The organism is Micromonospora sp. WMMB482 (assembly GCF_019038635.1).
In the GTDB taxonomy this organism is placed as follows: Bacteria; Actinomycetota; Actinomycetes; order Mycobacteriales; family Micromonosporaceae; genus Micromonospora; species Micromonospora marina.
The window spans coordinates 5,387,300-5,407,947 of sequence record NZ_JAHOPD010000020.1 but is presented as its reverse complement, the minus strand read 5'-3'; the positions used below and the strand labels follow the sequence as shown (position 1 = coordinate 5,407,947).

Here is a 20,648-nt window from a genome sequence, read left to right as displayed (position 1 = left end):
GCGTCCCGGCAAGGCCCGAGGGCGACCCGATGTCCGTTCCGGACCGGCCCCGGGGCGCGGCGGTCCGCGCGGGGGGCATGATGGCGGGCATGCGGCTGGTCTCCCTCCTCCCCTCCGCCACCGAGATCGCGTACGCGCTCGGCCTCGGCGACGACCTGGTCGGCGTCACGTTCGAGTGCGAGGTGCCCGCGCGCTACCGGTCGGGCACCACAGTGGTCGTCGGCGGCCGGGACACCCGGGGCATGAGTCCCGGCGAGATCGACGCGTACGTCCGGTCGCAGGTCGCGGCCGGTGCCGACCTCTACACGCTGCACGCCGGCGCGCTGGCCGGGCTCGACCCGGACCTGATCCTCACCCAGGACCTGTGCCGCGTCTGCGCACTGCCCTCGGGCCGGGTCGCCGACGCCGTGGACCATCTGGGATGCCGGGCCGACGTGCTGTCGCTCGACCCGTACACCCTGGACGACGTGCTGGAGTCGATCCGCGCGGTGGGCGCGGCGGCCCGGGTGCCGGATCGCGCGGAGGCACTGGTCGACGGCCTGCGTGCCCGGCTCGCGGCGGTCGGCGCGGCGGTGGCGGGCCGGCCCCGGCGCCGGGTCGCGGTCGTCGAGTGGGTGGACCCGCCGTTCGGGGCCGGGCACTGGATCCCGGACCTCGTCGACGTCGCCGGCGGCGAGCCGGTGGCCACCCATCGCGGCGCCCGGTCCACGCCGACCACCTGGGCGGCGCTGCGGGCCGCCCGCCCCGAGGTGGTGCTGGTCGCGCCGTGCGGGTTCCGTCTCGACGGAGCGGCCGAGCAGGCCGCCGCGGTGGCCGGGCACTTCCCGGAGGCACAGGTGTGGGCGCTGGACGCGGACGGGCTGATCGTGCGCGCCGGCCCGCGCCTGGTCGACGGCGCCGAGACGACAGCCGCGATCCTGCACCCCGGCGCGGTCCCCCCGCCCCACCCCGAAGCAGCCCGCCGCATCACCTGACCCCCACCCCGCCCCCGCCCGCCCGCCCGCCCGCGGCGATCTTGCAGTTTCGGCCCCGACAAAGGGCGGATATCGGGCACTGGAGGGGCACAAAGTCCAAGATCAACGTGGGATGGGCGTCGGGGCGGCTGCGGAGACGCGGACGCCGCCCCCGGGAGGCGGGGACGGCGTCCGGCGGTGCGCGGGGCCGGTCAGGTCATGTCGTCGTAACGGCGCTCGATCGGCTTCGGGGCGACGATCGGCTCGGGTGCGCCGATCGGCCCGGACGCCTCGATCCGGCCGCCCGCGGGCACCGGCTCGTTCGACAGGTCCAGCGGTGACACCTCGTCGTCGGCGATGCCGGCGTACACCTCACGGCCGCGACCGCGCCGCTTGTCGTTGAGGAACGCCACCCCCACCGCGGCGAAGTAGAGCGCGCAGAGGCAGATCGCCAGCGCGCTCATGCCGAACGGGTCGGGTGTCGGCGTGACCACGGCGGCGAACGCGAAGAACACGAACACCGCCACCCGCCACCAGCTGAGCAGCCGCTTGGCGCTGGCCAGGCCGACGAAGTTGAGCATCAGCACGATCAGCGGGAACTCGAACGCCACCCCGAACAGCAGGATCAGGTTCGTGACGAACCCGATGTAGCGGGTGATGTCGAGAGTGGTGGTCACGTCGCCGCCGCCGGAGACGTTGAGCAGGAACTCCAGGCCCTTGGACGTGACGAAGTACGCCAGCACCGCGCCGGCACCGAACAGCGGGGCAGCCAGAGCGGTGAAGAAGTACGCGTACCGCCGCTCGTGCCGGTGCAGGCCAGGCGCGATGAACGCCCAGAGCTGGTAGAGCCAGATCGGCGCGGCGATGATCAGGCCTACCCAGAGGGCAACCTTCATCTGCAGAAGGAACAGGTCGGCGGGACCGAGCTGGACGAAGTTGCAGTTGCCGTCGATCAACCGCGCCTTGGGCAGGTCGCAGTAGGGCTTCTGCAGGATGTGCAGCACCGGCCCGGACAGCCAGACGCCGAACCCGAAACCGACAAGGATCGCCAGCGACGCCCGGAACAGCCGGTTGCGCAGCTCACGGACGTGCTCGATGAGCGTCATCGAGCCGTCGGCCGCGCGCGCGAAACTGCTCGGGCCGCGCTTCTTCAACCCGAAGGCCACGGTGGTTGGGGCCCTCTCGGATCAGTTCTCGCGGACGCGCTGCACCGGGTCGGCCGGCGGGGCCACGGGCTGCTGCGGCTGCGGCGCGTACGGCTGCTGCTGGGCGTACTGCTGCTGCACGTACGGCTGCCCCTGCACCGGCTGCTGCGGCTGGAGCGGCTGGTAGCCGGCCTGCGCGTCCGCCTTCTCGGCGAGGTCGCGGTCGTCGTCGTGCAGGCTCTTGGTCTCGGCCTTGATGATCCGCAGCGAGCGGCCCAGCGAGCGGGCCGCGTCGGGGAGCCGCTTCGCGCCGAACAGCAGGATCAGCACGACCACGAGTACGGCGATGTGCCACGGCTTGAGGGCACCCATGGGAAGCTCCAGTCGCTCTGTGTCGGTGAGGGGTGGGTCGTCGCCCATCGTACGTGTGTCGCAGCGGCTTGCCACCCCCGCGGGCCTGCCGGTGCGGGCCCGATCGGTGAAGTTTCGACCAACCCGAAGTGTCCCGTCAACCGTCCAGGTCCGCGCATTTCTGCGCGTAACCGCCCGGGAACGCGCAGCCGACGCTCACCGGACGACCGACGTCGATCAGTCCCCGCGCCTGGCCTTGATCAACGTGATCCGCTCCTGCGCGAGCGCCGCCCGCTCCTGGAGCGACTCGGCCCGCGCCTGCAACTGCTCGGCGGCCGACCGCAGCCCCTCGGCCTCGGCCGCCCGGCGCTGCAACGCCAGCGCGGAACGGCGCAGCCCGGGCAGGCGGCTCACCACCGGACGGACCGCCAGGGCCAGTACGACCAGCGCGAACACCACGACCCCGAGCACGATCCACGTCACCACGGCGGTCAGCCTATCGGGTGACGCCGACGGCCGCCCGGTCGGCGCTGCCGGCCGGGGTGGCGTACGCGTCGAGCGCGGCCACGGCCTGGGCGCGTACCTGCTCGGCCAGCTCGGCCGGGGCCACCACCGTCACCTCCGGGCCCAGCCCGAGCACGAACCGCCGGGCCCACCCGAGGTCGGTGACGCGCAGCGACACCAGCCACTGCTCGCCGTCGGCCTCGACCCGCTCGCACGGATAGTATTCGGTGATCCACCGCTCGCCCCGGCCGATCCGCAGCGTGATCAGCGGCAGGTCGGCCGACGGGTGGAACACGCCGTCGCGGAGATCGTGCGGGCGTGCCTGCGGCGGCACCACCGCCTGTTCCGGCAGCTCGGTCACCGCGTCGATCCGGTCGGCCCGGAACAGCCGCACCGCCTCGGCGCGGCGGCACCACGCCTCCACGTACGCCCGGCCGCCGACCATCAGCATCCGCAGCGGGTCGATGGTGCGTTCGGTGGTCTCGTCCCGGGCCGGGGTGTAGTAGGTGATCCGCAACGCCCGGCCGCGCTCGACGGCGGCGCGCAGCTCGCGAACCCGTGCGGAGTCGCCGGGCAGGCGGACCTCGACCGGCGCCCCCGCCAGGTCACCCGCGGCGCTCTCGATCTTGGCGAGGGCCCGCTCGACCGCCTCCCGGTTGGCCACGCCCGGCGTCTCGGCGAGCATCCGCAACGCCACCACCAGGGCCAGGGCCTCGTCCGGGGTGAGCCGCAGCGGGCGGTCGATCCCGGCGTCGTAGGTGATCGTCACCCGGTCGCCGTCGAACGCCATGTCGATCAGGTCGCCGGGGCCGTAGCCGGGCAGCCCGCACACCCAGAGCAGTTCCAGGTCCTCCCGGAGCTGCTTCTCGGTCACCCCGAGGTCGTGCGCCGCCTCGGCGATCTCGATGCCGGGGCGGGCCAGCAGGTAGGGCACCAGGTTGAGCAGCCGGGCCAGCCGGTCGGCGGAGGCACGGCCCGCGCGGGCCGCCGGGCGGGTCACCGGGCACCCCCGGTCACCGCGAGCTCGTCGTGGCGGGCGGCGACCTCCTTGAGCCGCTGGATGACCGCCTCCCGCACCTCCGGTGGCTCCAGGACGCGGACGTCCGGGCCGTACCCGACGATCTGGCCGGCCAGGTAGTCGGCGTCGGCGTACGGCAGCACCAGCCGGTCGCCGTCCGGACCGGCCTGGCACTCGACGGCCCAGCGGCGCAGCCCGGCCGCGCGGCCCGGCGTGGCCAGCACCGTGGCCCGGCCGGTGTGCTCCACCGGCCCGGACCAGCGGGCCACATGGCTGATCAGGTCGACCCCGGCGGGCGGCTCGTAGGCCCCCGGCTCGCCGGTCGACCGCACCGTGCCGACCACCCGGGACAGCCGGAAGCAGCGGGTCGCCGCCCGGTCCAGGTCGTGGCCGACCACGTACCACCGGCCGCGCCAGCAGACCACACCCCACGGTTGCACCCGGCGGCGGGTGGGCGCGTCCCGGTCCGGGACGCGGTAGTCGAAGCTCACCTCGCGCCGGTCCCGGGCGGCGGCGGTGAGCGGCGCGAACGCCGGATCGACCGTCACCATCGGCTCCAGGCCCAGCGTGGCCTGCGGATCGACGTCGATGCCGGCGGCGCGCAGCTTCGCCAGCCCCGACGACGCGGCGGCGGCCAGCCCGGCGTGCTGCCACAGCCGGGCGGCGATACCCACGGCGGCGGCCTCGTCCGGTTCGAGCGGGATGTCGGGCAACGCGTACGCGCGCGGCGCGATCCGGTAGCCCGGCTCGGCGTCGAAGACGCTCGCCGTGCCGGTCTCCAGCGGCACACCCAGCTCACGCAGCTCGGCCTTGTCGCGCTCGAACTTGCGCTGGAACGCCTCGTGGTCCTTGGCGTCGTCCGGGTCGTGCTCGTAACCGGGCACGGTCGCGGCGATCTGCGCGGCGGTCAGGAAGCGTCGCGTCGACAGCAGGCAGATCACCAGGTTGACCAGGCGTTCGGTACGGGTCCGGGACACGCCCAAACGCTAGCAGCCCGCACGTCGGGCGCGGGCACCCGCGCGGCGCGGCGCGGGGGTCTTCCGCCCGGTCCCGTCCGGGCGGCCGGACCGCCCGCACCACGCAGGACGGGGCGGGCCGCCCGGCCGACGACCGGAACCCCTGACCCGCCCGGGGGCCGTCGCGGCGGCGGCCGATACCGTGCACCGCATGGTGCGATGGCGGTCCGGCACGGTCACGGCGGTACGGCGACGGTGGGCCGGCGCTGCCGAACTCGACGTCGACCTGCCCGACGGCGCCCGGATGCGCGCCCTGGCCTACCCGGCGCTGGTCGGCGAGCCCGAACCCGGCGACCGGGTGCTGCTCAACGCCGGGGCACTGCTGATGGGCCTCGGCACCGGCGGCTACGCGCTGGTCGTGGCGCTGCCCGACCGCCTGCCCCCGGACCCGCCGCGGGCCGGCGACAGCCGCGACGCCGGGCACCTGGTCAAGGCCCGCTACACGCCGCTGCAACCGATCCTGCTCGGCGTGGACGAGGAGGCGTCGCCGCACCACGACCGGCTGGCCGCCGCCGACACCGTCGACGGCATGCCGGTGGTCACCGCCGACCTGCACTCGGCGCTGCCGGCGATCCTGGCCGGCGTACGCGCCGACGCCCCCGACGCGCGGGTCGCGTACGTGCTGACCGACGGCGGGGCGTTGCCGGCCTGGTTCTCCCGCACCCTGGCCGGGCTGGCCGGGCACCTCGTCGGCACGGTGAGCGTCGGCCAGGCGTTCGGCGGTGACCTGGAGGCGAGCACGCTGCACACCGGCCTGCTCGCCGCCCGGCACGTGCTCGACGCGGACCTGACGATCGTGGCCCAGGGGCCGGGCAACCTCGGCACCGGCACCCGCTGGGGCTTCTCCGGCGTCGCCGTCGGCGAGGCCGTGAACGCGGTCGCCACGCTGGGCGGGCGTCCGGTCGGCTCGCTGCGCATCAGCGACGCCGACGCCCGCCCCCGGCACCGTGGCGTCTCCCACCACAGCCTGACCGCGTACGGCCGGGTCGCGCTGGCCCCCGCGGAGCTGGTCGTGCCGGACGGCCTGCCCCCGGGCCTGGCCGGGGAGGTCGCCGCGGCGCTGACGCCGCTGGCCGACCGGCACCGGATCGTCACAGTGCCCACAGACGGCCTCGACGCGGCGCTGCGGGCCGCCCCGGTCGGCCTGTCCACGATGGGCCGGGGCCTGGACGCCGACCACGCCTACTTCCTGGCCGCGGCCGCCGCCGGCCGGTACGCCGCCGGCCTGCTCGGCTGAACCGCGCCGCCGTCAGATCGCCCGGTAACCGTTCGCGACGAGGTGGCCGGCGGCTCGCGCGTACGCCTCGGGATCGCGCGGCGTCCAGGTGCCCAGCCCGTCGACGTAACGGTTGAACATGCAGAACGCGGCGGCGATCAGCACCGTGTCGTGGATCTCCAGGTCGGTGGCGCCCGCCGTGCGGGCCGCCTCGACCAGTCCGGTGGTGACCTCCCGGCCGCTGCGGCGCACCGCGGCGGCGATCTTCAGCAGTGCCCGCAGCCTGGCGCCGACCGGGGCGGTGCCTACGTCCGCGCGCACCTGGTCGACCAGCGGCATACCGGCGGGCAGCTGCGCGGCGGCGAACGCCGCGTGCGACGAGCAGCAGAAGTCGCAGTCGTTGAGGCCGGACACGTACGCCGCGATCAGCTCCCGCTCGCCCGGCGTCAGCGTGGGATGAGGAGCGCGCAGCAGCACCTCCGTCAGCTCACCCAGCGGCTTCGCCGTCTCCGGCCGGAACCGCAGCGGCCCCTGGATGCCCGGATGTGCCTTCTCGTCCAGCCCGAGATCGATGTGTGCGATGACGTCACGCTCCCTGTCCGTGCCGGGCGGCGCCCGCGGCCTCGCCGTCCAGAGTGCCGTCACCGCTGGCACCGGAGAAGACGCCCGGGACAGGTCAGCATGATGGAAGAACCAGAGGCCCACCCGGTCTTTCCATACTGGCCGGGTACTCGACCCCGGCCCCACCGCTCCCCCTGACAGGCGTCGTCCCCGGCTGCCCGGGGAACCTGTGCGGCCGCCGTTCAGGAGGCCGACCCATGACACTGCGACAGTTCCCGGACGCGACGCCCAGCGGGATCTCCCCCCACCGCCCCCGACGCCGGCTCATGCTCGCCCTGGTCAGCGCGGCGGCCGGCGTGCTGCTGGCCGTCCTGTGGTCGTTCGAGCTGGTCGACAAGGTCATCGGCGACAGCGTCGCGAACACCGTGCTGGGCCATGACGCCAAGGAGACCGCCATCACCGGTGCCGCCGCCGGGATGATCTTCGCCTTCGTCTCCGGCTTCGCCGGCACCTTCACCGCCTGCAACATCGCTGTCGCGGCCTCGGTCGGGCCGATGAGCCAGGTCTCCGGCGCCGACCCCGCCGGCGGCACCCGGCGGGCGCTGCGCGCCCTGCTGCGCCCGGTCGGCTGGCTCACGGTCGGCATGGTCGTCGTCTCCGCCGGGTACGGCGTCATCGGTGTGCTGGCCGGCGACCGGCTGCCCCAGCTGTCCACCGAGGCGGTCGGCGGAGTTCCGGTACGCCTCATCCAGTCGTCGGTCGTCTTCGGCGTCATCGGGCTCGCCCTGACCTACCTGGGACTCGCCGCGCTCAAGCTGGTGCCGGACGTCTTCGCGCGCCGGCCCGTCGCCCGGGTGGTGACGATCGGCGCGCTCGTCGGCGGCTTCCTCGTCGGCCGGCCCTACCCGATGTTCAACAAGCTGTTCCACTGGGCCGTCGACACCGGCAACCCGCTCTACGGAGCGCTGGCGTTCACGCTGCAGTCGCTCGGCAACATCGTGCTCGTCACAGTCGTCTTCACCGTCGCCGTGGCGCTCAGCCGGGGACGCCTCCTCGCCTGGACGGCCGACCCCCGCCGCGCCGCCGCGGTCACCGGAGCGCTGCTCGTGGCGTTCGGCGTCTTCACAGTCGTCTACTGGGACGTACGCGTGCCGGCCCTGTTCGGCTTCGGCTGGTTCCCCCGGATGCCGTACAACTGAACCGCCCGGGACTCAGCCCAGGAACAGGATCAACGCCAGCCAGGCGCCCACGATCAGCGCGAGCGCCGCCGCCAGCACCCAGGTCGGCACCGTGTAGTCGCCGCGTCTGTTGCGCTCGATCTCGGCGCGGATCTTCTCCCGCCGACGGTCGATCCAGTTGAGCTTCTCGGTGCCGTCACGGTCCGAGGACGTCTCGCGGCCGGACCCGCCGGCGGATTCGGAAGTGTTCATCGCGACGCCAGCGTACCCGTGGGCGGGCGGCCGGTGCCGGGCACCGGCCGCCCAACCGATCACATGCTGGCGATCAGCCGTTCCACCCGCTCGTCGTAGGCCCGGAACGGGTCCTTGCACAGCACCGTGCGCTGCGCCTGGTCGTTCAGCTTCAGGTGGACCCAGTCCACGGTGAAGTCGCGCCGCTTCTCCTGGGCGTGGCGGATGAACTCGCCGCGCAACCGCGCCCGGGTCGTCTGCGGCGGTGTCTCCTTCGCCTCGAAGATCTCCGGGTCGGTGGCCACCCGGTCCACCTCGCGGCGGCGCTCGAGCAGCCCGTACAGGCCGCGCCCGCGCCGCAGGTCGTGGTAGGCCAGGTCCATCTGCGCCACCCGCGGGTGCGACAGCGGCAGGTCGTGCTTGCGCTGGTAGCGCTCGATCAGCTTCAGCTTGGTGACCCAGTCGATCTCCCGGGCCACCGGGTCCAAGTCGCCGGTCTCGACCGCGCGCAGCACCCGGCCCCACAGGTCGACCACCCGCTTCGCGGTCTGGTCACCGCCCCGGCGCTCCACGAACTCCGTCGCCCTGGCCAGGTATTCCTGCTGGATCTCCAGCGCCGAGACCTCCTTGCCGGAGGCCAGCCGCACCTTGCGCCGGCCGGTGATGTCGTGCGACACCTCGCGGATGGCCCGGATCGGGTTCTCCAGCGTCAGGTCGCGCATCACCACGCCGGCCTCGATCATCCGCAGCACGATGTCGGCGGTGCCGACCTTCAGCAGCGTGGTGACCTCGTTCATGTTCGAGTCGCCGACGATCACGTGCAGCCGGCGGTAGCGCTCGGCATCCGCGTGCGGCTCGTCGCGGGTGTTGATGATCGGCCGGCTGCGGGTGGTCGCCGAGGAGACGCCCTCCCAGATGTGCTCGGCCCGCTGGGACAGGCAGTAGACCGCGCCCCGCGGCGTCTGCAGCACCTTGCCCGCGCCGCAGATCAACTGCCGGGTGACCAGGAACGGGATGAGCACGTCGGCGAGCCGGCCGAACTCGCCGTGCCGGGACACCAGGTAGTTCTCGTGGCAGCCGTACGAGTTGCCGGCCGAGTCGGTGTTGTTCTTGAACAGGTAGATCTCGCCCGCGATGCCCTCGTCGTGCAGCCGCTTCTCCGCGTCGACGAGCAGCCCCTCCAGGATCCGCTCACCGGCCCGGTCGTGCGCCACCAGGTCGGTCACCGAGTCGCACTCCGGAGTCGCGTACTCGGGATGCGAACCGACGTCGAGATAGAGGCGGGCGCCGTTGCGCAGGAACACGTTGCTCGACCGGCCCCACGACACCACCCGCCGGAACAGGTACCGCGCGACCTCGTCGGGGGACAGTCGGCGTTGCCCGCGATAGGTGCAGGTGACGCCGTACTCGGTTTCGAGGCCGAAGATTCGCCGCTCCATGATGAGACACTAGCCGCCCGGAGCCTCCGATGGGCAGCGCCGACGCTCGCCGCTTGCGATCTCCCGCGCAGATCGGGGAGGTGGCGGCATCCGTACGCGAAAGACCCCGCCACCTCGGGAGGTGGCGGGGTCCGCAGACGGACGTCACTCGGCGGGTTTGTCCTCCGCGTTGCCCTCCAGATCGGCCGAACCCGCCGACGTCGTCGGCTTCTTCGCCTCCTCCGTCGGCACCGTCGGCGTCTTCGCCCGGCCCGGCGCGGGCGCGGTGTCGGCCTCGGCGTCGCCCTCCAGCAGCGCGGTCAGCGCCGCGCCGGTCACCCGCCGGAACGTACGCCCCACCCGGCCCCGGTCCAGGACCGCCACCTCCAGCTGGTTCGCGGCGATCGTGCGGGCCGCCCCGCCCTCGCCGCCGACGCTGCTCAGCGCCTTCATGGCGGCGCGGACCGCCTCCGACAGCGACATCTCCGGCCGGTGCTCGTTCTTCAGCACCCCGCTGATCGCCTCGGCCTGCCCGCCCATCGCCATCCGGCCCGGCTCGTCGTTCACCGAGCCGTCGTAGGTCACCCGGTAGAGGGAGTCGTCCTCGGCCGTGGCGCCCACCTCGGCCACGCAGATCTCCACCTCGAACGGCTTCGACTGCTCCGTGAAGATCGCGCCGAGCGTCTGCGCGTACGCGTTCGCGAGCGCCAGGCCGGTCACGTCCCGGCGGTCGTAGCTGAGCCCGTTGAGGTCGGCCATCCGCACGCCCGCGCGGCGCAGGTTCTCGAACTCGTTGTACCGGCCGACAGCGGCGAAGCCGATCCGGTCGTAGATCTCGCTGACCTTGTGCAGCGTGCTGGACAGGTTCTCGGCGACGAAGAGCACCCCGCCCGCGTAGCTCAGGACCACCGCGCTGCGGCCCCGGGCGATGCCCTTGCGGGCCAGCTCGGAGCGGTCGCGCATGATCTGCTCGGGCGAGGCGTAGAACTGCATGGCCACGGCGGCGGTTCTCCTTCTGCGGGACTGCTGACTCGGTGGACGGTGGGAGCGGCCTCAGCCGCCGGGGTTCTCCATCCGGCCGGACACCACGCTCTCCGCGATCGCCGCCGTCTCGGCGTCGGTGAGCCGGTGGGTGCCCTCGGCGGTGGCGGTCATCACGACCGGGTAGATCCGCCGGGTCAGGTCGGGGCCGCCGGTGGCGGTGTCGTCGTCCGCCGCGTCGTACAACGCCTCGACCGCGAGCCGCGTCGCGTCCTCGACCGGCAGGCCGGCCCGGAACCGCTTCTTCAGCGCGGACTTGGCGAACAGCGAACCGGAGCCGATGGCGTCGTAGCCGGTCTCCTCGTACGGGCCGCCGGTCACGTCGAAGCTGAAGATCCGCCCGGCCCGCGCCGGGTCGCTCGCGGCCAGGTCGAACCCGGCGAACAACGGGACCACGGCCAGGCCCTGCATGGCCGCGCCCAGGTTGCCGCGGATCATCGACGCCAGCCGGTTGGCCTTGCCGTCGAGCGAGAGCATCGCGCCCTCGATCTTCTCGTAGTGCTCCAGCTCCACCTGGAACAGTCGCATCAGCTCGATGCCGATGCCGGCGGTGCCCGCGATGCCGACCAGCGAGTACGCGTCGGCCGGGTGCACCTTCTCGATGTCGCGCTGGGCGATCAGGTTGCCCATCGTGGCGCGCCGGTCGCCGGCCATGACCACGCCGCCGGCTGCCGAGATGGCCACGATGGTGGTCGCGTGCGGGGCCATGTCGGCGGCCATGCCGGGCGGCAGCGGCCGACGGCCGGGCAGCATCTCGGGGGCCACCTTGCTCAGGAACGCTGTGAAGGAGGACGTCCCCGCGTTGGTGAACACATCTGGAAGACGCCCGGATGGATCAAAACCCGCTGCCACGTGGTTCCTCTCAGGTACGTGATCGCCCTGGCCGGCCCCACGGGAGTGTCCCGGGACCGGCCAAGACCACCGTTGCAGTTGAAGCAGATTATCCCGCGCACCCGTCCGGTGCGATCATCGTGGTGCCGGGCGGTCGGCTCGCCCTTCGCCCTGCCGGACGAAACGGACTTGTGCCCTATTGGCCGCCCTTTTGTACGTAGCCCCTCACGAACTCTTCGGCGTTCTCCTCCAGGACGGAGTCGATCTCGTCGAGCAGGTCGTCGACGTCCTCGGTGATCTCGGCGTGCCGCTCGGCCACCTCGGGGTTGGCCTCAGCGGTGACCTCCTCGACCTCCTCGCGGGACTTGCCGGACTGGGTCTGCCCACCCTCTTGCGTCGCCATGGTGGTGCCTCCTCCACGATCGCCTGCGATCAACTTACCTCGCGGGAGCGACGAAAGGCCCGTCGCGTGCCCGTTTCCGGCACCCGGCGGGCCTTCCGGCATCGGGGTCACCCGCCGGTGAGCGTCTCCAGCAGATCCTTGGCGCTCTCGCAGCGGTCGAACAGCTCGCCGACGTGCGCGCGGGTGCCCCGCTCGGGCTCCATCATCGGCACCCGGACCAGCGACTCCCGGCCCACGTCGAAGATGACCGAGTCCCAGCTCGCGGCGACCACCTCGGAGGCGTACTGCGCCAGACAGCGGCCCCGGAAGTAGGCCCGGGTGTCCTCCGGCGGCTCGGTCATCGCGGTGCGGGTCTGCTCGTCGGTGAGCAGCGTCTTCATCGAGCCGCGCTGCACCAGGCGGTGGTACAGGCCCTTCTCCGGCCGCACGTCGGAGTACTGCAGGTCGACCAGTTGCAGCTTGTGCGAGCCCCAGCCCAGCTTCTCCCGCTCCCGGTAGCCCTCCAGCAGCCGCAGCTTGGCCACCCAGTCCAGCTCGTCGGCGCACTCGAACGCGTCCCGGCCGAGCCGGTCCAGCACGCTCTCCCAGCGGCGCAGCACGTCCGCGGTCTGCTCGTCCACGTCCTGGCCGTGGCGGTCGTCCACGAAGGAGGCGACCCGCTCCAGGTACGCCCACTGCACGTCCAGCGCGGTGAGCTTGCGACCGTCGCGCATCCGCATCAGGTGCTTGAGCGACGGGTCGTGGCTGACCGCGCGCAGCTCGGCCACCGGGTCGGCGATGCCCAGGTCAGCGCCGAGCGCCTTCTCCTCGATCATGGCGAGGATCAGCGAGGTGGTGCCGACCTTCAGGAACGTGGAGATCTCGGAGAGGTTGGCGTCGCCGATGATGACGTGCAGCCTGCGGTACTTGTCGGCGTCGGCGTGCGGCTCGTCCCGGGTGTTGATGATGGGCCGCTTGAGCGTCGTCTCCAGGCCCACCTCGACCTCGAAGAAGTCGGCCCGCTGGGAGATCTGGAAACCGCTCTGGCCGCCGTCCTGGCCGATGCCGACCCGCCCGGCGCCGCAGACGATCTGCCGGGTGACGAAGAAGGGCGTCAGGTACGCCACGATGTCGGCGAACGGCGTCTGCCGGCGCATCAGGTAGTTCTCGTGCGAGCCGTAGCTGGCGCCCTTGTTGTCGGTGTTGTTCTTGTACAGGTGGATCGGGTGGGTGCCCGGGATGGTCGCGGCGCGCCGGGCCGCCTCGGCCATCACCCGCTCCCCCGCCTTGTCCCACCGCACCACGTCCAGCGGGTTCGTCACCTCGGGCGTGGAGTACTCCGGGTGGGCGTGGTCGACGTAGAGGCGGGCACCGTTGGTGAGTATGACGTTGGCGAGCCCGAGATCCTCGTCGGCGAGCGCCTCGGCCGGGTCGTACGCGGCACCGGAGTAGGTGAACCCGCGGGCGTCGCGCAGTGGCGACTCCTCCTCGTAGTCCCAGCGGGCCCGGCCGCCCCGGTTGAGTTCCGGTCGCGCCCCGTAGGCGTTGACCACCTGGGAGGAGGTGACCATCGGGTTGGCTCCGGCCTGACCGGGCACGGAGATGCCGTACTCGACCTCGGTGCCCATGATCCTTCTGACGCTCATCGACCTGCCCGCTCCGCTCGCCGTCGGGGTCCCCGTCACGTCGAGCGTAGTCGGCGTGACGCGCGCAGGGGGCATGGCGGCAGCGCCGGGTCCGGTGTGGCGGCCTCCCCGGGTACACGCGAAGGCCCGTGGCGGATTCGCCACGGGCCTCCGTCGAGGGGTCGGACTACAGGTACTGGCCGGTGTTGCTGGCGGTCTCGATGGACCGTCCGGCCTCGGCGCCCTTGCCGCCGGAGACGAGCGTGCGGATGTAGACGATCCGCTCGCCCTTCTTGCCGGAGATGCGGGCCCAGTCGTCGGGGTTGGTGGTGTTGGGCAGGTCCTCGTTCTCGCGGAACTCGTCGACGCAGGCGTCGAGCAGGTGCTGCAGCCGCAGCCCCTTGCGTCCGGAGGTGAGGAACTCCTTGATGGCCATCTTCTTGCCCCGGTCGACGATGTTCTGGATCATCGCGCCGGAGTTGAAGTCCTTGAAATAGAGGACTTCCTTGTCGCCGTTGGCGTAGGTGACCTCGAGGAAGCGGTTCTCCTCGGTCTCGGAGTACATCCGCAGGACCACCGCGTCGATCATCGCCGCGACCGTCGCCTGGGCGTCGCCGCCGTGTTCGGCCAGGTCGTCTGCGTGCAGCGGCAGGCCGGCGAGGATGTACTTGGAGAAGATGTCCTTCGCCGCCTCGGCGTCCGGCCGCTCGATCTTGATCTTCACGTCGAGCCGGCCGGGGCGCAGGATCGCCGGGTCGATCATGTCTTCCCGGTTGGAGGCGCCGATGACGATGACGTTCTCCAAGCCCTCGACGCCGTCGATCTCGCTGAGCAGCTGCGGGACGATGGTGTTCTCCACGTCGGAGGAGACGCCGGAGCCGCGGGTGCGGAACACCGAGTCCATCTCGTCGAAGAACACGATCACCGGGGTGCCCTCGCCGGCCTTCTCCCGCGCCCGCTGGAAGATCAGCCGGATGTGCCGCTCGGTCTCGCCGACGTACTTGTTGAGCAGCTCGGGGCCCTTGATGTTGAGGAAGAAGCTGGTGTGCCGCTCCTTGCCCTCCCGCTCGGCGATCTTCTTGGCCAGCGAGTTGGCCACCGCCTTGGCGATGAGCGTCTTGCCGCAGCCGGGCGGGCCGTAGAGCAGGATGCCCTTCGGCGGCCGGAGCTGGTGCTCGCGGAACAGGTCGGAGTGCAGGAACGGCAGTTCCACCGCGTCGCGGATCTGCTCGATCTGCGCCTGGAGGCCACCGATGTCCTCGTAGTTGACGTCGGGCACCTCCTCCAGGACCAGTTCCTCGACCTCGCTCTTCGGGATCCGCTCGTACGCGTACGCCGAGCGGGGCTCGATCATGAGCGAGTCGCCGGCCCGGATCGCGCTGCCGATCAGGGTCTCGGCGAGGTGCACGATCCGCTCCTCGTCGGAGTGCGAGACCACGAGCGCCCGGTCACCCGGAGCGCCCTCGGGGCCCGCCAGGATCTCCTTGAGCATCACCACCTCGCCGACCCGCTCGTAGCCGAACGCGTCGACGATGTTGAGCGCGTCGTTGAGCAGGACCTCCTGGCCACGGCGCAGCTCGTCGACCTCCAGCGAGGGCGAGACGGCCACCCGGAGCTTGCGCCCGCCGGTGAACACGTCCACCGTGCCGTCGTCGTGCTTGGCCAGGAAGACGCCGTAGCCACTCGGCGGCTGGGCGAGCCGGTCGATCTCCTCCTTGAGCGTCACGATCTGCGCGCGAGCCTCCTTGAGGGTGCTCACGAGCCGTTCGTTGTTCTCGGTCAGCCGCGCCAACTGTGCCTGGGTGGCCGCCAGCCGCTCTTCGAGCTGCCGGACGTGTCGGGGGCTCTCGGTCAACTTGCGCCGCACCAGAGCGAGTTCCTCTTGCAGGAACGCGACCTGCGTGGAGAGATCGTGGGCTTCCTTTTCCCACCGTGCGGCGCGCGAGTCCGCGTCGTCGCTGCGTGCCACGTCCCACCTCCCCGGGGGGCTTGAACGTTCTGACCTAACACTAGCCGCTATGAGCCCGATTCGGTCCACAGCAACGCGCTCGTCACCGAAGCTTGATCGCGAAGGGCTGGTCGCGGGGCGGGTACGGGCGTTCGGGTACCGTCGGAGCGTGGGACGGGAGAACATGGGGGGTGCTTCGTGACCGACGTCGCGACCGACCAGTTGCAGGTCTGGGTGGATCAGGATCTCTGCACCGGTGACGGGCTCTGCGTGCAGTACGCGCCGGAGGTCTTCGAGTTCGACGTCGACGGCCTCGCGTACGTCAAGGGCCCCGACGGCGAGCTGCGGCAGGCCCCGGGCGCCCGGGTGGACGTGCCGGAGCACCTGCGCCTCGAGGTGATCGACTCGGCGAAGGAGTGCCCGGGCGAGTGCATCCACGTCGTGCGCGGCAGCGACGGCGTCGAGGTGGCCGGCCCGGAGGCCGAGGACTGAGGCGGAGACGGGCACGACGGGCCGGGGACGTGTGGTCCCCGGCCCGTCGTGCGTCCGCCTCAGAGCAGGGGCCGGCCGACGACCGAGGCGACCAGCCGGGCGAACTCCTCCAGCCGGGCGATCTGCCCCGCGCCGCCGTCGTCCAGGGTCTTGCCGAAGCGCAGCGCGTCGTGCCGGGGCGCGCCGATCGCCTCGTCGCTGGGCGGTGCCTCGTCGAGTGAGCTGAGCAGCAGGTACACGTCGATGCTGTCGACCCGTACGGTGCCGTTGTCGGCGCGCATGAGCCGCCGCCGGCAGCCGACCTCGGTGACGGTGGACAGCGGCACCACCCGCAGCGACGAGGTCATCGCGCCGGGCGGCCCCTCCCCCGGCGGCACGTCCTCGCCGTGCCAGAGCACCAGCCGGCTGCCGTCGCAGACGACTACCTCCTGCCACACCCCGTTCACCTCGTTGACGAAGCGCTCCAGCGTGAAGCCGAGCACCGACGCGCCGCGCAGCACGCCGTCGAGCGCCTCCAGCGCGATGTCCGGGTCGCGCAGGTACGCCCGGGCGGCCGACTCCAGGTCGGTGTAGGGCGACCAGTCCGGGAAGACGGCGGGCAGGTCGCCGTTGCCGTAGCCGGGGTTGCTCACGCCGCCTCCCGCCCGGCCGCGCCGCCGTGCTGCCACCGGTCCCGGTCACCGGCACGGGCGCGCCGCCCGACGCGCGCCCCGATCCGCTCGCTCATGCCACCGTCTCCACCCGCTCAGGTGTCGTCCCCACCGGCACACATGATCCGCCCGTGCGCGCACGGGCGCGCGGCGGGGGTCAGGACTGCTCCGGCTCCTCCGCCGCGCGGGCCGCGGCGGCGGCGCGCAGGGCGTCGCGGCGCTGCGCGTACGCCTCGGCGCCCTTGCTGGGCTTGCGGCGGCGCGGCGGCGCGGTGACCCCGGGGGCGAGCTTGCGGGCGGAGACCAGGAACGCGGTGTGGGCGATCATCCGGTGGTCCGGGCGGACCGCGAGCCCTTCGGCGTGCCAGTCGCGCACCAGCGACTCCCAGGCGCGCGGCTCGGTCCAGCCGCCGCGTTCGCGCAGCGCCTCGACCAGCTCGGACAGCTGCGGGGTGGTGGCCACGTAGCCGATCAGCACGCCGCCGGGCACGAGCGCCCGCTCGACCATGTCGAGCATCTCCCACGGGGTGAGCATGTCGAGGATGATCCGGTCGAAACCGGTCTCGGCGCAGTCCGCGACGTCGCCGACGTGCAGCCGCCAGGCCGGGTGCGGCCCGTTGAAGAACGCCTCGACGTTGCGGCGGGCGATCTGGGCGAAGTCGTCGCGCACCTCGAACGAGTGCAGCTCACCCTCGGTGCCGACGGCCCGCAGCAGCGAGCAGGACAGCGCGCCGGACCCGGCGCCGGCCTCCAGCACCTTGGCGCCGGGAAAGATGTCACCCATGGCGACGATCTGCGCCGAGTCCTTCGGGTAGATCACCTGGGCGCCGCGCGGCATGGACAGCACGTAGTCCGACAGCAGCGGCCGCAGCGCCAGGAACGCGGTGCCGCCGCCGGCGGTGGTGACCACGCTGCCGTCGGGCAGGCCGATCAGGGTGTCGTGCTTGAGGATCCCCCGGTGGGTGTGGAACTCCTTGCCGGGCTCCAGCGTCACGGTGTGCATCCGGCCCTTCGGGTCGGTCAGCTGGACCCGGTCGCCCGGCCGGAACGGCCCGCGGTGGACCGGGGGCAACGCCGGGACGGTGGAGATCTCTGCGGTCACGTGTTCGTCTTCCGTTCGGGTTCCAGGAGCTGGGCGAGATCCGCGATGTGCAGCACGCCGACCACATCTTCGCCTGACGTCACCACGTACTGCGCGCCCGGGTGGGTGCGCACGGTCTCCAGCACCCGCTCGCCGTCCGTCCCGAGCGGCAGCGCCGGCACGGCGGACAGGTCGCGGGCCACCTCGTCCACCGCGACCCACGGCCTCCGCTCCGGGGGTACGGCGGCGACGCGGGCCGGGTCGACCAGGGCGACGGTACGGCCGGCCGAGTCGACCACGCCGAGTGCCGCCCCCGGGGTGCCCGTCTCGTCGCGGCGGCGCTGGGCCTCGGCCAGCGGTGTGCCCGCGGGCACGGGCAGCACCGGGCGGCCCAGCCGGGCCAGGTCGACCAGGTGCAGCCGGCGGCCGATGCGGGCCATCCGGATCGACTGCCCGGCGCCGCGCCACAGCGTCAGCGCGACGAGCAGCAGCAGCGGCAGGGCCAGCGGGGCCAGCGCCCGGCGCATGGTGAGCACCACGACCAGCGCCAGCGTGCCCAGCGCGACGGCCCGGCCCACCCAGCCGGCCACCTCGGTGCCGCGGTGCCGGTCGCGGGTGAGCGCCCACACCGCGGCGCGCAGCGCCCGGCCGCCGTCCAGCGGCAGACCGGGCAGGCTGTTGAAGATCGCCACCACCACGTTGCTGACCGCGAGCTGGAAGGCGAGCTGGTGGCCGAGCGTGCCGGCGGGCAGGGCGAGGGTGGCGGCGACCGCGCCGGCGCCGAGCACCGCGGACACGGCCGGGCCGGCCAGGGAGATCAGCAGCTCGACCCGGGGGCTGGGGGCGTCGCGGTCCATCTCGGTGTAGCCGCCGAGCAGTTCCAGCGTGATCCCCCGCACGCCGATGCCGTACCGGCGGGCGGTCAGCGCGTGCCCCAGCTCGTGCAGCAGCACGGAGCCGAGCAGCGAGATCACGAAGCCGAGGCCGACCAGGTAGCCGCCGAGCGGGCCGAGGTCGAGCTGGCGGCGGGCCAGCGCCGCGTACAGCACCGTGACCACGACGGTGAGCAGCAGCATCGAGGCGTCGACGCGCAGCGGCACCCCGAGGATCCGGCCGAGGCTGAGCCCCGGTCGGCGGGATCCTCGGCTCCGCTGCTGCACCGGCCCGATGCTACGTGAGCCGAGCTTCGGCGAGCCCCGCAGCCGCGGACGACGGACGCCACCGCGATCCCGATCATGCTTCGGTGCGGCGACGGCGGCCCTGTCACACGCGTGCCCTAACCTTCCGGTCATGACGGCGGAACCGATGATCGACAGTCACGGCGACCAGACGGCGGCGCCGGTCACCGTGCGGGCCTCGCTGTCGCCGTCACGGGCGGCCGACTTCAAGACCTGCCCGCTGCTCTACCGGTTCCGCAGCATCGACCGGCTGCCCGAGCGGCCGACCGTCGAGCAGGCCCGGGGCACGCTCGTGCACGCCGTACTGGAGCGGCTGTTCGACCTGCCGGCCGCGGCGCGCACCCCGGAGTCGGCGGGTGACCTGGTCGTCCCGCAGTGGGACCGGCTGGTCACCGAGGAGCCGGAGCTGGCCACGCTGTTCGCCGACGGCGACGTCGTCGGGCCGCAGGAGTTCCTCCGGTCGGCGACGGCTCTGCTGGACGGCTACTTCGCGGTGGAGGACCCGCGCCGGCTGGAGCCGGCCGAGCGTGAGGCGCTGATCTCCGCGGTGGTGGACGACGAGTTGCTCATCCGGGGCTATCTCGACCGGCTCGACGTCGCGCCGGACGGCGCGCTGCGGGTGGTCGACTACAAGACCGGCGGGGCACCGCGGGAGGCGTTCGAGTCGCGGGCGCTGTTCCAGCTCAAGTTCTACGCCCTGGTGCTGTGGCGCACCCGGGGCGTGGTGCCGCGCGTGCTGCGCCTGCTCTACCTCAAGGACGCCGAGGTGTGCGACTACGCGCCGGACGCCGACGAGCTGGTGCGGTTCGAGCGAACAGTGGTGGCGCTGTGGCGGGCGATCGAGCAGGCCACCGCCCGGCAGGACTTCCGTCCCCGGCCGAGCCGACTGTGCGACTGGTGCAACCACCAGGCGCTGTGCCCGAGCTACGGCGGGACGCCGCCGCCGTTCCCGGCGCCCGCCGCCGCACCCGACCCGCTCGTGGACGCCCGCTCCCGCCCGGTGGCACCCGGCGCCGACGAGTAACCTCCGCTCCCGCCGGACGGTGCCCCGGCTGGTAACCGCCGCTCCCGCCGCAGGGTGCCCGGGCCGACAACCTCCGCTCCCGCCGCAGGGTGCCCGGGCTGACGCCTGGCCGGACCGCCCCCGGACCGGCGGGCGATCCCGCGCAGGGCCGGCCCGCGATCCCGCGCGGCCCGGCGCGGAGCGCGCCCGATCCCGATGCGCTCCCGGCGGGCAGAGCGCCGTAAGAGTGGACCGACGACACCGACCCGGCCCGCTCGGCGGTGGCCGAACGGGCCAGTCGCCCTGGGCCGCCGGCCCGTCCGGTCGGTGATGACCGGGCACGCGAGCCACCTCGGGGAGGTGGCGGGGTCAACGGGGGTGGGATGCAGCCACCTCGGCGAAGTGGAGTCGATCATGGGTGCGGGCGTGTCCACCAGCGGCGAGGGGCTCGCCGAGCGGAGCGCGGCGCTCCCCGAGCCGGGCGTGTCCGGGGCCCAGTCACCGCGGGGCGAGTCCGGCGCCGGGTCACCGCGGGGCGAGCCGGGCGCCGGGTCACCCTCGGACGAATGCGGTGCCGGGCCACCGTGCGGCACCGGCGATCCCGCGCGAGCCCGGCACACAGACCACCCGCGACCTCACGCGAGCCCGGCACACAGACCACCCGCGACCTCACGCGAGCCCGGCGCGCGGAGCCCGGCCAACCTGCGGGATCGGGGCGGCCTGATCGGCGACCACGCCAGCGGCGCCCTCTACGGTGGTTACCGCGGCCCGGTTCACGCCGGATGGATCGCGGGCGCGTGCCGGCGCCGACGGGTCCCGGCCGGAC

General features: G+C 73.1%; 22 protein-coding genes. 5 read left to right on the top strand and 17 right to left on the bottom strand.

The genetic code is table 11. From position 1 onward, the window contains the following. Nucleotides 1-29: 29 nt before the first annotated feature. A complete protein-coding gene (locus tag KSK32_RS26465; RefSeq protein WP_254187198.1) occupies nt 30-974 on the top strand; it encodes an ABC transporter substrate-binding protein in 945 nt (314 codons plus the stop codon). Between the two features lie 191 nt (nt 975-1,165). Here the strand turns inward: KSK32_RS26465 and tatC are convergent, their stop codons facing one another. The 5 genes from tatC to KSK32_RS26440 all read right to left on the bottom strand — a co-directional run bounded on the left by tatC (nt 1,166) and on the right by KSK32_RS26440 (nt 4,948). Next, nucleotides 1,166-2,119, bottom strand: a complete 954-nt coding sequence (tatC, locus tag KSK32_RS26460) for a twin-arginine translocase subunit TatC (protein WP_216933646.1) — start codon at nt 2,117-2,119, stop codon at nt 1,166-1,168. 21 nt (nt 2,120-2,140) lie between these two features. Then, complete coding sequence (gene tatA, locus KSK32_RS26455) at nt 2,141-2,470, bottom strand: Sec-independent protein translocase subunit TatA (protein ID WP_091428102.1); 330 nt, start codon at nt 2,468-2,470, stop codon at nt 2,141-2,143. Between the two features lie 216 nt (nt 2,471-2,686). Further along, a complete protein-coding gene (locus KSK32_RS26450) occupies nt 2,687-2,935 on the bottom strand; it encodes a hypothetical protein (RefSeq protein ID WP_216933645.1) in 249 nt (82 codons plus the stop codon). 10 nt (nt 2,936-2,945) lie between these two features. After that, nucleotides 2,946-3,953, bottom strand: a complete 1,008-nt coding sequence (locus KSK32_RS26445) for a YafY family protein (protein ID WP_216933644.1) — start codon at nt 3,951-3,953, stop codon at nt 2,946-2,948. Continuing rightward, on the bottom strand, nt 3,950-4,948 hold the full coding sequence (locus KSK32_RS26440) for a YafY family protein (RefSeq protein WP_216933643.1): 999 nt from the start codon (nt 4,946-4,948) through the stop codon (nt 3,950-3,952). The genes KSK32_RS26445 and KSK32_RS26440 overlap by 4 nt, the downstream gene beginning before the upstream one ends. A 190-nt stretch (nt 4,949-5,138) precedes the next feature. Between KSK32_RS26440 and KSK32_RS26435 the strand changes: the two genes are divergently transcribed. Continuing rightward, on the top strand, nt 5,139-6,224 hold the full coding sequence (locus KSK32_RS26435; protein ID WP_216933642.1) for a DUF3866 family protein: 1,086 nt from the start codon (nt 5,139-5,141) through the stop codon (nt 6,222-6,224). A 12-nt stretch (nt 6,225-6,236) separates the two neighbouring features. On the opposite strand, the gene KSK32_RS26430 is transcribed toward KSK32_RS26435, so the two are convergent. Continuing rightward, nucleotides 6,237-6,785: a carboxymuconolactone decarboxylase family protein gene (locus tag KSK32_RS26430; RefSeq protein ID WP_216936368.1), complete on the bottom strand. Its 549-nt coding sequence runs from the start codon at nt 6,783-6,785 to the stop codon at nt 6,237-6,239. Between the two features lie 236 nt (nt 6,786-7,021). Between KSK32_RS26430 and KSK32_RS26425 the strand changes: the two genes are divergently transcribed. After that, nucleotides 7,022-7,963 carry a hypothetical protein gene (locus KSK32_RS26425; protein WP_216933641.1) on the top strand — a complete coding sequence of 314 codons (942 nt, stop codon included), beginning with the start codon at nt 7,022-7,024 and terminating at the stop codon, nt 7,961-7,963. Nucleotides 7,964-7,975: 12 nt separating this feature from the next. Here KSK32_RS26425 and KSK32_RS26420 read toward each other — a convergent pair whose 3' ends face one another. From KSK32_RS26420 to arc, 8 genes are all read right to left on the bottom strand, one after another. Then, nucleotides 7,976-8,194 carry a hypothetical protein gene (locus KSK32_RS26420; RefSeq protein ID WP_216933640.1) on the bottom strand — a complete coding sequence of 73 codons (219 nt, stop codon included), beginning with the start codon at nt 8,192-8,194 and terminating at the stop codon, nt 7,976-7,978. 59 nt (nt 8,195-8,253) lie between these two features. Next, entirely contained in the window at nt 8,254-9,612 is a 1,359-nt protein-coding gene (gene pafA, locus KSK32_RS26415) for a Pup--protein ligase (protein ID WP_216933639.1), read from the bottom strand. Between the two features lie 144 nt (nt 9,613-9,756). After that, nucleotides 9,757-10,590 carry a proteasome subunit alpha gene (prcA, locus tag KSK32_RS26410; RefSeq protein ID WP_216933638.1) on the bottom strand — a complete coding sequence of 278 codons (834 nt, stop codon included), beginning with the start codon at nt 10,588-10,590 and terminating at the stop codon, nt 9,757-9,759. 54 nt (nt 10,591-10,644) lie between these two features. After that, complete coding sequence (gene prcB, locus KSK32_RS26405; protein ID WP_216933637.1) at nt 10,645-11,484, bottom strand: proteasome subunit beta; 840 nt, start codon at nt 11,482-11,484, stop codon at nt 10,645-10,647. Next, a complete protein-coding gene (locus tag KSK32_RS26400) occupies nt 11,403-11,585 on the bottom strand; it encodes an endonuclease domain-containing protein (protein ID WP_289256400.1) in 183 nt (60 codons plus the stop codon). The genes prcB and KSK32_RS26400 overlap by 82 nt, the downstream gene beginning before the upstream one ends. Nucleotides 11,586-11,659: 74 nt before the next feature. Beyond that, nucleotides 11,660-11,866 carry a ubiquitin-like protein Pup gene (locus tag KSK32_RS26395; RefSeq protein WP_013286106.1) on the bottom strand — a complete coding sequence of 69 codons (207 nt, stop codon included), beginning with the start codon at nt 11,864-11,866 and terminating at the stop codon, nt 11,660-11,662. Between the two features lie 107 nt (nt 11,867-11,973). Then, the gene (gene dop, locus KSK32_RS26390; protein ID WP_353939627.1) at nt 11,974-13,491 is read right to left on the bottom strand and encodes a depupylase/deamidase Dop; all 1,518 of its coding nucleotides are present in this window, start codon (nt 13,489-13,491) and stop codon (nt 11,974-11,976) included. Between the two features lie 166 nt (nt 13,492-13,657). Further along, the gene (gene arc / locus KSK32_RS26385) at nt 13,658-15,439 is read right to left on the bottom strand and encodes a proteasome ATPase (RefSeq protein WP_018784497.1); all 1,782 of its coding nucleotides are present in this window, start codon (nt 15,437-15,439) and stop codon (nt 13,658-13,660) included. Between the two features lie 177 nt (nt 15,440-15,616). Here arc and KSK32_RS26380 point away from each other — a divergent pair, with 177 nt between their 5' ends. Then, on the top strand, nt 15,617-15,910 hold the full coding sequence (locus tag KSK32_RS26380; RefSeq protein WP_013286103.1) for a ferredoxin: 294 nt from the start codon (nt 15,617-15,619) through the stop codon (nt 15,908-15,910). A 59-nt stretch (nt 15,911-15,969) separates the two neighbouring features. On the opposite strand, the gene KSK32_RS26375 is transcribed toward KSK32_RS26380, so the two are convergent. The 3 genes from KSK32_RS26375 to KSK32_RS26365 all read right to left on the bottom strand — a co-directional run bounded on the left by KSK32_RS26375 (nt 15,970) and on the right by KSK32_RS26365 (nt 18,717). Next, on the bottom strand, nt 15,970-16,542 hold the full coding sequence (locus tag KSK32_RS26375) for a hypothetical protein (RefSeq protein WP_013476950.1): 573 nt from the start codon (nt 16,540-16,542) through the stop codon (nt 15,970-15,972). Between the two features lie 175 nt (nt 16,543-16,717). Continuing rightward, a complete protein-coding gene (locus tag KSK32_RS26370) occupies nt 16,718-17,662 on the bottom strand; it encodes a tRNA (adenine-N1)-methyltransferase (protein WP_216933636.1) in 945 nt (314 codons plus the stop codon). After that, nucleotides 17,659-18,717, bottom strand: coding sequence for a M50 family metallopeptidase (locus KSK32_RS26365; protein WP_254188628.1), 1,059 nt, complete (start codon nt 18,715-18,717; stop codon nt 17,659-17,661). The genes KSK32_RS26370 and KSK32_RS26365 overlap by 4 nt, the downstream gene beginning before the upstream one ends. Nucleotides 18,718-18,931: 214 nt before the next feature. Here KSK32_RS26365 and KSK32_RS26360 point away from each other — a divergent pair, with 214 nt between their 5' ends. Further along, a complete protein-coding gene (locus KSK32_RS26360) occupies nt 18,932-19,843 on the top strand; it encodes a PD-(D/E)XK nuclease family protein (protein ID WP_216933635.1) in 912 nt (303 codons plus the stop codon). The last annotated feature ends 805 nt before the right edge of the window (nt 19,844-20,648 follow it).